Genomic DNA, 11,183 nt, shown 5'->3' on the forward strand with positions numbered 1-11,183 from the left:
CGGCACTCCTTCCCTGCATCGAGAGCTGCCCATGACTCACCCGACTGAGCTGCCGCTTTCACCGCTTTCGGCGCTGCAATTCTATGCAACGGCGCCCTATCCGTGCAGCTATCTGGACGGCCGCATCGCGCGCTCGCAAGTCGCGACGCCGAGCCACCTGATCAACTCCGACATCTACACCGAACTCGTGAAGGCCGGCTTCCGCCGCTCGGGCGTGTTCACGTACCGCCCGTACTGCGACGGCTGCCGCGCATGCGTACCGGTGCGCGTCCCCGTGGGCGCGTTCGCGCCGTCGCGCACGCAGCGCCGGATGTGGAAGCGCCACCGCGCGCTGATCGCGACGGTTTCGCCGCTGCACTACGACGAAGAGCACTACGCGCTCTACATGCGCTACCAGTCGGCGCGCCACGCGGGCGGCGGCATGGATCGCGACAGCCGCGACCAGTACGAGCAGTTCCTGCTGCAGAGCCGGATCAACTCGCGCCTCGTCGAATTCCGCGACCTCGACGCGCCGGGCGGCGAGCCCGGCAAGCTGCGCATGGTCAGCATGATCGACATCCTCGGCGACGGGCTGTCGTCGGTCTACACGTTCTTCGAGCCCGACGACCGGCACACGAGCTACGGCACCTACAACATCCTGTGGCAGATCGAGCAGGCGAAGAGCCTCGGCCTGCCGTACGTGTACCTCGGCTACTGGATCCGCGAGAGCCCGAAGATGGCGTACAAGGCGAACTTCCACCCGCTCGAGGGGCTGATCGACGGCCGCTGGAAGACACTCGACCCGGAGCGGATCGACCTGCCGCCCGTCGACGCGGCGCTGGCCCGCGCGCCGTTGCCGGGCGGGCATTCCGGCTCGGGTTGACGCACGCCGCAGGGGGCTACGAAGCGAAGCGCGCCCCTGCCGCGCAACTCCCGGTAAAATAGCGGGTTGTCATTCATTCCGGCCGTCCGCCCAATTCCCGTGTTCAGTTCCCTCTACCCGCTGGCCCGCGCATCCCTGTTCAAAATGGATGCGGAAGACGCTCACCACCTCACGCTGCGCGCGCTCGGCGCGGCCGGCCGCACGGGCCTCGCCTGCGCGCTGTCGGCGCGCGTGCCCGACGCACCGCGCACCGTGATGGGGCTCACGTTCCGCAACCCGGTCGGCCTCGCGGCCGGCCTCGACAAGGACGGCGCGGCCATCGACGGCCTCGCGGCGCTCGGCTTCGGCTTCATCGAGGTCGGCACGGTCACGCCGCGCGCGCAGCCCGGCAACCCGCGCCCGCGGATGTTCCGCCTGCCGCAGGCCGAAGCGCTGATCAACCGGATGGGTTTCAACAACCACGGCGTCGACCAGTTCGTGAAGAACGTCCAGGCCGCCCGCTATCGCGGCATCCTCGGCCTGAACATCGGCAAGAACGCCGACACGCCGATCGAGCGCGCCGCCGAGGACTACCTGTACTGCCTCGAGCGCGTGTACCCGTTCGCGAGCTACGTGACGATCAACATCTCGTCGCCGAACACGAAGAACCTGCGCCAGCTGCAGGGCGCCGGCGAACTCGACGCCCTGCTCGCCGCGCTGAAGGACAAGCAGCAACGCCTCGCCGATCTCCACGGCAAGCTCGTGCCGCTCGCGCTGAAGATCGCGCCCGATCTCGACGACGAACAGGTCAAGGAAATCGGCGACACGCTGCTGCGCCACAAGATCGAAGCGGTCATCGCCACCAACACGACGCTGTCGCGCGCAGCCGTCCAGGGCCTGCCGCATGCGGACGAAGCCGGCGGCCTGTCGGGCCGCCCGGTGTTCGACGCGTCGAACGAAGTGATCCGCAAGCTGCACGCGGAAGTCGGCAACGACGTGCCGATCATCGGCGTCGGCGGCATTTTCTCGGGCGAGGACGCCCGCGCGAAACTCGCGGCCGGCGCGGCGCTCGTCCAGCTTTACACCGGCTTCATCTACCGCGGCCCGGCGCTCGTGTCGGAATGCGTGAAGGCGATCGCCCGCGAGCGCACCGCGTAATATAGACATAAACAAACTGTATTTAATGATCGATAGCATTTTTGCTATCATCAACCGCACTATCAGAATCATTGACCCGGACAGGGCAAGGACACACACGATGAAATTTTCGCTGCTGAAGAAGCTGCTGGTTGCCGGCCTGATCGGCACGTCGTTCACCGCCGCAACCGCGCATGCGGCCGACCTCCTCGACCAGGTCAAGCAGCGCGGCACGCTGCGCGTCGGCCTCGAGGGCACGTTCCCGCCGTTCAACTCGAAGAATCCCCAAGGCGAACTCGTCGGCTTCGACGTCGACATCGCGAAGGCCGTCGCCGCGAAGCTCGGCGTGAAGGCCGAATTCGTGACGACCGAATGGAGCGGCATCATCGCCGGCCTGCAGGCCGGCAAGTTCGACGTGATCGCCAACCAGGTCGGCATCACCGACAAGCGCAAGGAAACGCTCGACTTCTCGCCGGCGTACACGTTCTCGTCCGCGCAGCTGATCCAGCGCAAGGACGACACGCGCGAGTTCAAGTCGCTGGACGACCTGAAAGGCAAGAAGCTCGGCGTCGCGCTCGGCACGAACTACATGGACATGGCGAAATCGGTGCCCGGCATCGACGTGAAGACGTACCCGGGCGCCCCCGAGTACCTGCGCGATCTCGCGGCCGGCCGTCTCGACGCAGCACTGAACGACCGCCTGATGCTCGCGTACCTGACGAAGAACTCGCAACTGCCGCTGCGCCCGGGCGCGAACGTCGGCTCGGCGAACCCGTCGGGCATCCCGTTCAAGAAGGGCAACCCGAAGTTCCAGAAGGCTATCGACGACGCCATGGTGCAACTCGAGGCCGACGGCACGTTCACGAAGATCTCGGACAAGTGGTTCGGTATCGACGTGACCAAACCGATCAAGTAAGCACGCCTGCATTTCCCGCCTGACGGCGGGCCGGAAAGGGCGGCATCCGTCACGATGCCGCCCTTTGTTTTATTCGCCCGGTTTATGATTGCGCTTTCGCGCACGCATTCGATTCGTACTCCATGTCGACAACGTCCCTGCTCGTCCAATCGCTGCCGGTGCTCGCCCAGGGTGCCGTACTGACCGTCAAGTTCGCCGTGCTGTCGATGGTGTTCGGCCTGCTTGGCGCCGTCGTGCTCGCGATGATGGGCATCCGGCAAAGCGAAGCACTCGACGGCTTCGAGCGCATCTGGGTCAACGCGCTCGCGTGGCTCGCGCGCGCGTACGTGAGCCTGATGCGCGGCACGCCGCTACTCGTGCAGATCTTCGTCATCTACTACGGGCTGCCGAGCCTCGGCATCTCGCTCGACCCGACGCCGGCCGGCGTCATCGCGCTGTCCGCGAACGTCGCGGCTTACATGTCCGAAAGCATGCGCGGCGCCATCAACGGGATCGCGCGCGGCCAATGGCTCGCCGCGTACAGCCTCGGGCTGTCGTGGGGACAGACGCTGCGCTACGTGATCGGCCCGCAGGCGCTGCGCATCGCGGTGCCGAGCCTGTCGAACAGCCTGATCAGCCTGATCAAGGACACGTCGCTCGTATCCGTGATCACCGTGACCGAACTGCTGCGCAGCGCGCAGGAAGTGATCGCGGCGACCTATCAGCCGCTGCCGCTCTACCTCGCCGCCGCGGCCGTGTACTGGATCCTGTGCCAGATCCTCGAATGGGTGCAGCGCTGGTACGAAAAGCGCCTGTCGCTGCCGTCGCGGCACTGACCGCGCGCCATTTCGCCGGGCGGCGCACGCGCGCCCGGCGCCCCCTCCTTCCCGCCTACTCGCCCGAATAGCGCACGCCGAGCGCGGCGCGCGCCGCATCGGTCATCGCGATCATCTGCCGCGAATGGTCGTGCGTCATGATCGGGCTTTCCGTCTTGCCCGCACGCAGCAGGTCGCAGAAATGCGCGGTCTCGTAGTTCAACCCGCCGCCTTCGGGCGGTGCGTCGAGTTCGACGGTACGCCCGTCCGCATAGCGAATCGTCGCGCGCGCAGGATTCCACCACTTCTCGTGAATCGTCACGTGGCCGCCGGCCGCGGCGATCAGTGCGTCGCCACGCCCCATCACGTCGAGCCCGCAAAAGAGCTGCGCGATCCCGCCGTTCGCGTGCACGCTGTTGAGGCTCGCAAACAGGTCGACGCCCGTTGCGCCGACGCGGCCGAGCGTCTGCACGTCGAGCGCCGCACCGAGCCAGTCGACCGCGAGAAACGCCTCGTAGATGCCGATGTCGAGCAGCGCGCCGCCCGCGCGATCGAGGCGATAGACGGGATGGTCGTCCGGTACCGACGACGATGCGCATCCCGCACGCACGAGCCGGATCTCGCCGATCGGGTCGTCGTGGAGGTGCGCACGCAATTGACGGTACAGCGGAAAGAACGGCGGCTTCATCGCTTCCATGAACAGCCGTCCGGCGTCGCGCGCCGCCCGCAGTACGGCGTCGAGTTGCGCCGCGTTCAGCGTCGCGGGCTTTTCGCACAGCACGGCCTTGCCGGCGGCCAGTGCGGCCAGCGTGTACTGTGCATGACTGTCATGGAGCGTCGCGATGTAGACCGCGTCGATATCGCTCGCGAGGAGCGCGTCGAGGCTCGCGGCAGGCGTGCCGCCATTCGTCCCGCAAAAGGCGGCCGTGGCGTCGGCGCGGCGGGCCCAGGCACCGGCGAGCGTGGCGCCCGGCACGTGCGCGAGGCTTTGCGCGAAGCGGTGCGCAATGCTGCCTGCACCGACGATGCCGAAGCGCACCGGGCGATGGTCGTTGTCGTTCATCCTGATCTTCCGTGTCGGTCGTAAGACGATGGCCGGCACGCTGCCGACCGGCCGTCATGATAAACGGCCTGGCGGCACACGGATGAGCGACACGTACAACGTCAGGCGCGTACCGGCACGTCGACCGAGAAATCGCGCGAGATTTCGTCGGCGCTGAAATCGATCAGCGCGAGCGATGCCGCCTCGGCTTCGCGCGGGTCGCGCCGTTCGATCGCATCGACGACGCGCGCATGCGCCTTCACCGCAATCTCGTGCGCCCCCTCCTTCTGCACGACACGCGGATTCACGAGGCGCACTGCACCGCGCACGATCGCCGCCATCTGCTGGAAGAACTGGTTGCCGCTTGCCTGCACGATCCGCGTATGGAGCAACTCGTCTGCCGTGTCGTAGCCGGAATCGCCCGGCTGCAGCACCTTGAACGCATCGAACGCTTCGCGAATGCCCGCGATGTCGGCCGCCGTCGCTCGCACGGCCGCCTGCGCGGTCGCACGCGGCTCGATCAGCATCCGGAATTCGATGACGTCGCGCATGAACTGCGGATCCGGTTTTGCCCGAAATCGCCAGCTCACGACGTCTTCGTCGATCATGCGCCAGTCGCGCATCGGCCGCACACGCGTGCCGACTTTAGGACGCACGTCGAGCATGTCGCGCGCAAGCAACATCGACAATGCTTCCCGCATCACCGTACGACTCACATCGAACTCTTTCGACAGCACGTCCTGTGGCGGCAGGATGCCGCCGTACTTGTCTTCGACAATACCCGAGACAAGCCCATCCATCACTTTGGCGACCAGTGACCGGTCTTTGCCCTGCTCCATGACACCTCCCCGTGCGTCGATTTGCGAACACCTGCTCCGCAGTTCCGCCGGCCCTGGTTACCACTGTTCTTATGATCTATAAGTTGATGAGTTCGAGGATATTTCGCTATCTGGTAAACACCTGACAGGGTTATCCCTCTTTTTGACGGGGTGATTTATACGTCTAAAAAAAAGACCCGGAAAGCGCGCCGCGCCTGCCGGGTCCGGATTTCCACAAGATTTAACCATTCAGTCCGTGACGAGCGATACCTCGCCATTACGGACTGCTTCTCATTCAGGTTCAGCCAGCCGGATAAACGATCGTTTCAACGCCGTTTTCCGTGCCGAGCAAGCACAGATTCGCACCGCGCTCGGCGAACAGGCCAACCGTCACGACGCCCGGCCATGCGTTCACCTGCGCTTCGAAGCCGCGCGGATCGGCGATCTGCAGCCCCTTCACGTCGATGATTTCGTTGCCGTTGTCGGTAATGTACGGCGCACCGTCCTTCGTCACGCGCAGCACGGGCACGCCGCCGAGCGCGGTCACGCGCCGGCCGATCGCCGTGCGCGCCATCGGCACGACCTCGATCGGCAGCGGAAACGCGCCGAGCACCGGCACGCGCTTGCTGCCATCGGCGATGCAGACGAACGTGTCGGCCACCGACGCGACGATCTTCTCGCGCGTCAGCGCACCGCCGCCGCCCTTGATCATCGCGCCGCCCGCGTCGATCTCGTCGGCGCCGTCGACGTACACCTGCAGAGAGTCGACCTCGTTCAGGTCGAACACCTTGATGCCATGCGATTTCAGGCGCTCGGTCGTGGCAACGGAGCTCGACACGGCGCCGCGATAGCGCGACTTGACGACGGCGAGCGCGTCGATGAAGCAGTTGGCCGTCGAGCCGGTGCCGACGCCGATCACGGCGCCTTCCGGCACGTTCTGGATCACATAGTCGGCGGCGGCCTGGCCGACGAGGCGTTTGAGTTCGTCTTGAGTCATGGAGTGGGAATGCTGCGGGATTGCGGAAAACCGCCAGTTTACCGGACTCGGATGAAGGCCCGCGATTTTCGGCGCGCGGCGCGCCGCGAATTCAGGGCGCGCCGGCCGCGGGCGCGTTGTCCAGCGGTTGCGTGCCGGGGAAGTATTTATCGAGCAACGCCTGCGCGATTGCATCGGTTTCGGCGTCCGGGTTGCCCGCATAGTCCGACGGGCGGAAATGCATCTGGAATGCCGCGAACACGCGCCGCGTGCGTGCATCGAGCATGCCGTCGGTCGGCACGTCGTAGCCGTAGCGCGCGAGCTTGAGTTGCAGCTCACGCACGTCGACGGGTGCGTGCGGATCGCGGCCGCCGAGCCGGGCGGCCACGGTCGCCTCCTCCGGCCACGCACCGACACCGGCCTGCGCCAGCGCATGCCACGGAAACAGCGGCCCCGGATCGATCTTGCGTTGCGGCGCGATGTCGCTGTGCCCGACCACGCGCGTTGGCGGGATTCCATAGCGCGCGACGATGTCCTTCGACAGGCGCGTCAAGGCCTCGACCTGTTCGGGCGGATACGGCTGCCAGGTGCGATGCTGTGGATCGAGCGGGCCGCGGTTCACGTTCTCGATGCCGATCGACACCGCGTTCAGCTCGGTCGTGCCTTGCCACTCGCTGACACCTGCGTGCCATGCGCGCTGCGCTTCCGGAACGAGCTGGTAGACGACCGGCATGTCGCGTTCGGTGCGCGGCTGCGGCGGGATGACGTAATGCACGCTGACCGAATCGCCCGTCAGCGTGCGCAGCGACTTCGCCTCGTCGCTTTCGGTGTAGTGCATCACGAGAAAGCGGACCCGTGAATCGGCGCCGCGTGCATGGAGGCTCGTGTCGGCGTAGTAGGTGTCGCGTTCGACGAGCGACGGCGACGTGCAGGCCGCCAGCAGGCCCAGCACGGCGCAGCAGGCGCCAACACGGAACAGGGTCATCGGTCGCGGGTTCCGGAGAGGCGCGCACCACACCGCATCACGGCACGGCACGCGTCGTTCGGGTCACTCGAGGCCCGCGCGGATTGCGCGGGACGGGCCGGCGTCAGCCCTTCACGCGCCGCTGGCGCACGGCCTCGTACAGGCACACGCCGCTGGCGACCGACACGTTCAGGCTTTCCACGCTGCCGGCCATCGGGATGCTCATCACTTCGTCGCAGGTATCGCGCGTGAGCCGGCGCATGCCTTCGCCTTCGGCGCCCATCACGAGCGCGACAGGGCCGTCGAGCTTGGTTTCGTAGAGCGTCGCCGGCGCCTCGTCCGACGTGCCGATGATCCACACGCCGGCTTCCTTCAGCTCGCGCAGCGCGCGGGCGAGGTTCGTCACCGTGATGTACGGCACCGTATCGGCCGCGCCGCTCGCCACCTTGGCCGCCGTCGCGTTCAGGCCGACCGCGCGGTCGCGCGGCGCGATCACCGCATGCGCGCCGGCCGAATCGGCGACACGCAGGCACGCGCCAAGGTTGTGCGGATCGGTGACGCCGTCGAGCACGAGCAGCAGCGCCGGGCCCTGGATGCCGTCGAGCAGCTCCGACAGGTTCTGCGCGAGCGGCATGTCCTCGACACGCGCGACGACGCCCTGGTGGCGCTCGGTGTGCGCCAGGCCCCATAGGCGCGTTTCGTCGGCTGCAATCAACCGCACGCCCGCTTCCTTCGCGGCGTGCAGGAAGTCCTGCATGCGGCGGTCGCGGCGCGTCTGGTCGTACAGCACCTCCGCAACCGTCGATGCATCGTGCCGCAAACGTGCGGTCACCGCATGAAAACCGTAAAGAACCTTCAGACGTGACATGACTGGAACAACCTTCGATCAAACGTGCGGCCGCGCGACGCGCGCAGCCGCGATCCATGGAAAAGGAAAGCGCCGCGCTGCCGGCCAATGGCCGGTGACGCGGCGTCTCTCGATACTGCAGGGCATGCGCGTGCGCATGCCCCGAACGCTCAATACTTCTTGCGGGCGTGTGTCTTCTTCGCAGTCGGCTTCGCCGGTGCGCCACCGCCGCCGCCCTTCTTCTTCGCTGCGGAACGCGCGGCGCGCGCGTCCTTCACCGCGACACTCGGCGCACTCGCGGCCTTCTTGCGGCGCGGAGCGGCCTCCTCCGCCTGCGGCAACGCACGCACGCGCGGACCGTTGCCGTTGCGATCGCCACCGGCGGCAGCCGGCGCCGGCGACGGACGCGGCGCCTTCACCGGCGTATCGCGCACGAGGCGGAAGTCGATCTTGCGCGCGTCGAGATCAACGCGGCTGACCTGGACGCGCACGCGATCCGACAGGCGATAGCGGATGCCCGTCCGTTCACCGCGCAGCTCGTTCTTGATCTCGTCGTACTGGAAGTAGTCCGAGCCGAGTTCCGTCACATGCACGAGCCCTTCGATGAACAGCGTGTCGAGCTGCACGAAGATGCCGAACGACGTAACGCCGTTCACCATCCCGCCGTACTCCTCGCCGAGCTTGTCGCGCATGAAGTAGCACTTGAGCCATGCTTCGACGTCACGCGACGCTTCGTCCGCGCGACGCTCGTTCGCCGAGCAGTGCAGGCCGAGCTCTTCCCAGATCGCCGTGTTCGAGCGCGAGCGGCCGCGCGATTCGTCGTCGGCCTGTTGCATGGCGCGCGCACGCGGCGACAGCGCGGTATTCAGCTCGAAGCCTTCCGGCGCCTTCGGCGTGTATTTCTTGCCCGACAGGATCGCGTAGATCGCGCGGTGCGTGAGCAGGTCGGGATAGCGGCGAATCGGGCTCGTGAAGTGCGCGTACGCCTCGTAGGCGAGACCGAAGTGGCCGATGTTGTCCGGGCTGTAGACGGCCTGCTGCATCGAACGCAGCAGCATCGGCTGCAGCATCTGCGCATCGGGCCGGTCGCGGATCTGCGCCATCAGCGCCGCGTAGTCGCTCGCATGCGGCTTGTCGCCGCCGCCGAGCGACAGGCCCATGCCGCGCAGGAACGCGCGCAGGTTCTCGAGCTTCTCCGGCGTCGGCCCCGCGTGCACGCGGTACAGGCCCGGATGCTTGTGGCGCTTCAGGAAATCGGCCGCGCAGACGTTCGCGGCCAGCATGCACTCCTCGATCAGCTTGTGCGCATCGTTGCGCTGGCGCGGCACGATCTGCTCGATCTTGCCCTGCGAGTTGCAGACGATGTAGGTCTCGGTCGTGTCGAAATCGATCGCGCCGCGCTTCTGGCGGGCAGCGAACAGCGACTTGTAGACGCCGTACAGGTCCTGCAGGTGCGGCAGCAGATCGGCGCGGCGCGCAGCCTCCGGGCCCTTCGTGTTCGACAGCACGGCCGCGACTTCGGTGTACGTGAGGCGCGCAGCCGAATGGATCACGGCCGGATAGAACTGGTACGCCTTGATCTCGCCGCGCGCGGTGATCACCATGTCGCACGCGAGCAAGCAGCGGTCGACGTGCGGATTCAGCGAGCACAGGCCGTTCGACAGCTTCTCCGGCAGCATCGGGATCACGCGGCGCGGGAAATACACCGACGTGCTGCGTTCGAGCGCATCGGCATCGAGCCCGGTGCCAGGCTGGACGTAGTGCGACACGTCGGCGATCGCGACGATCAGCCGGAAACCGTCGCCACGGCCGACCTTGACCGGCTCGCAGTAGACGGCATCGTCGAAGTCGCGGGCGTCCTCGCCGTCGATCGTCACGAGCGGCACGTCGCGCAGGTCGACGCGGAAACGCAGGTCGGCCGGCCGCACCTTGTCGGGCAGCGCGGCGGCTTCGTCGAGCGCCGGCTGGCTGAATTCGTGCGGCACGCCGTACTTGCGCACCGCGATCTCGATTTCCATGCCCGGATCGTCGATGTCGCCGAGCACTTCGACGACACGGCCGAGCGGCTGCGAATGACGGCTCGGGAAGTCGGTCAGTTCGACGACGACGACCTGCCCGACCTTCGCCTTCTTCACGTTCTGCGTGATCAGGATGTCATGACCGATGCGCTTGTCTTCCGGTGCGACGATCAGTGCGCCGTTCTCGTTGAGCAGGCGGCCGATCACGCGCTTGTTCGCGCGTTCGGTGACTTCGACGACATGCCCTTCGGGACGGCCGCGGCGATCGTAGCCGACGATCCGCGCGAGCACGCGATCGTTGTGCATCACCTTCTGCATTTCGCCGTTCGGCAAGAACAGGTCGTCCTGGCCGTCGTCGCGGATCACGAACCCGTAGCCGTCGCGATGCCCCTGCACGCGCCCGGCGACGAAGTTCGACGGATGGGTCAACTGGTAGTGGCCGCGCTTGTCGAGGCGGATCTGGCCGTCGCGCTCCATCGCGGCGACTCGCCGGAAGAACCCCTCGCGCTCCTGACGCTTGATCGACAGGGCTTCGGCGATGTCGTTGGCAGCCAGCGGCGCGTCGCTCGTACGCAGCACGCCGAGAATTTCTTCACGGCTCGGAATGGGGTACGGATATTTGCTCAAGGGTTTGTCGATGATTGTTCTCGTTGCGTTGACTGATGGTGCACGGCATCAACATAGAGGTGTCCGTCAGACAGTTCTATATTGACGGCGGCGGGTCATTCTATCACCCGCCTGTGTCGCCAAAAGACGGGAATGCCGCGAGCGGGCACGACGGCGGCCGGTTTGCGATGCATCGCAAAAAAGTGTTGACACGAATAATTGGG

Annotated in this window: 10 protein-coding genes; 4 read left to right on the forward strand and 6 right to left on the reverse strand. The window is 66.4% G+C overall.

Features of this window, described 5'->3' with window-relative positions; all coding sequences use genetic code 11:
* Window positions 1–31: 31 nt before the first annotated feature.
* The 4 genes from U5798_RS22000 (at window position 32) to U5798_RS22015 (ending at window position 3,709) form a co-directional block, all read left to right on the forward strand.
* Window positions 32–862 carry an arginyltransferase gene (locus tag U5798_RS22000; RefSeq protein WP_322083181.1) on the forward strand — a complete coding sequence of 277 codons (831 nt, stop codon included), beginning with the start codon at window positions 32–34 and terminating at the stop codon, window positions 860–862.
* A 99-nt stretch (window positions 863–961) separates the two neighbouring features.
* Window positions 962–1,999 carry a quinone-dependent dihydroorotate dehydrogenase gene (locus U5798_RS22005; RefSeq protein ID WP_059234588.1) on the forward strand — a complete coding sequence of 346 codons (1,038 nt, stop codon included), beginning with the start codon at window positions 962–964 and terminating at the stop codon, window positions 1,997–1,999.
* A 100-nt stretch (window positions 2,000–2,099) separates the two neighbouring features.
* The gene (locus U5798_RS22010; protein WP_124454917.1) at window positions 2,100–2,894 is read left to right on the forward strand and encodes a cystine ABC transporter substrate-binding protein; all 795 of its coding nucleotides are present in this window, start codon (window positions 2,100–2,102) and stop codon (window positions 2,892–2,894) included.
* Window positions 2,895–3,016: 122 nt separating this feature from the next.
* Window positions 3,017–3,709: an amino acid ABC transporter permease gene (locus tag U5798_RS22015; protein WP_006484207.1), complete on the forward strand. Its 693-nt coding sequence runs from the start codon at window positions 3,017–3,019 to the stop codon at window positions 3,707–3,709.
* Between the two features lie 55 nt (window positions 3,710–3,764).
* On the opposite strand, the gene U5798_RS22020 is transcribed toward U5798_RS22015, so the two are convergent.
* The 6 genes from U5798_RS22020 to rnr form a co-directional block, all read right to left on the reverse strand.
* The gene (locus U5798_RS22020; RefSeq protein WP_322083182.1) at window positions 3,765–4,751 is read right to left on the reverse strand and encodes a Gfo/Idh/MocA family oxidoreductase; all 987 of its coding nucleotides are present in this window, start codon (window positions 4,749–4,751) and stop codon (window positions 3,765–3,767) included.
* 101 nt (window positions 4,752–4,852) lie between these two features.
* Entirely contained in the window at window positions 4,853–5,569 is a 717-nt protein-coding gene (locus tag U5798_RS22025; protein WP_124454913.1) for a FadR/GntR family transcriptional regulator, read from the reverse strand.
* Window positions 5,570–5,849: 280 nt separating this feature from the next.
* The gene (gene rpiA, locus U5798_RS22030) at window positions 5,850–6,545 is read right to left on the reverse strand and encodes a ribose-5-phosphate isomerase RpiA (protein ID WP_322083183.1); all 696 of its coding nucleotides are present in this window, start codon (window positions 6,543–6,545) and stop codon (window positions 5,850–5,852) included.
* A gap of 91 nt (window positions 6,546–6,636) precedes the next feature.
* Window positions 6,637–7,509, reverse strand: coding sequence for an N-acetylmuramoyl-L-alanine amidase (locus U5798_RS22035; RefSeq protein ID WP_322083184.1), 873 nt, complete (start codon window positions 7,507–7,509; stop codon window positions 6,637–6,639).
* A 103-nt stretch (window positions 7,510–7,612) separates the two neighbouring features.
* Window positions 7,613–8,356, reverse strand: coding sequence for a 23S rRNA (guanosine(2251)-2'-O)-methyltransferase RlmB (gene rlmB, locus U5798_RS22040; RefSeq protein WP_124454906.1), 744 nt, complete (start codon window positions 8,354–8,356; stop codon window positions 7,613–7,615).
* Between the two features lie 149 nt (window positions 8,357–8,505).
* On the reverse strand, window positions 8,506–10,980 hold the full coding sequence (rnr, locus tag U5798_RS22045) for a ribonuclease R (RefSeq protein WP_322083185.1): 2,475 nt from the start codon (window positions 10,978–10,980) through the stop codon (window positions 8,506–8,508).
* Between the last annotated feature and the right edge of the window lie 203 nt (window positions 10,981–11,183).

The sequence above is a fragment of the Burkholderia sp. BCC1972 genome, from assembly GCF_905339605.1.
Lineage (GTDB): Bacteria > Pseudomonadota > Gammaproteobacteria > Burkholderiales > Burkholderiaceae > Burkholderia.

What these genes read in the sequence shown, in the direction of transcription:
- U5798_RS22000 (WP_322083181.1), top strand. Translation starts at nt 32, where the DNA reads ATGACTCACCCGACTGAGCTGCCGCTTTCACCGCTTTCGGCGCTGCAA.
- U5798_RS22010 (WP_124454917.1), top strand. Translation starts at nt 2,100, where the DNA reads ATGAAATTTTCGCTGCTGAAGAAGCTGCTGGTTGCCGGCCTGATCGGC.
- U5798_RS22015 (WP_006484207.1), top strand. Translation starts at nt 3,017, where the DNA reads ATGTCGACAACGTCCCTGCTCGTCCAATCGCTGCCGGTGCTCGCCCAG.
- U5798_RS22020 (WP_322083182.1), bottom strand. Translation starts at nt 4,751, where the DNA reads ATGAACGACAACGACCATCGCCCGGTGCGCTTCGGCATCGTCGGTGCA.
- U5798_RS22025 (WP_124454913.1), bottom strand. Translation starts at nt 5,569, where the DNA reads ATGGAGCAGGGCAAAGACCGGTCACTGGTCGCCAAAGTGATGGATGGG.
- rpiA (WP_322083183.1), bottom strand. Translation starts at nt 6,545, where the DNA reads ATGACTCAAGACGAACTCAAACGCCTCGTCGGCCAGGCCGCCGCCGAC.
- U5798_RS22035 (WP_322083184.1), bottom strand. Translation starts at nt 7,509, where the DNA reads ATGACCCTGTTCCGTGTTGGCGCCTGCTGCGCCGTGCTGGGCCTGCTG.
- rlmB (WP_124454906.1), bottom strand. Translation starts at nt 8,356, where the DNA reads ATGTCACGTCTGAAGGTTCTTTACGGTTTTCATGCGGTGACCGCACGT.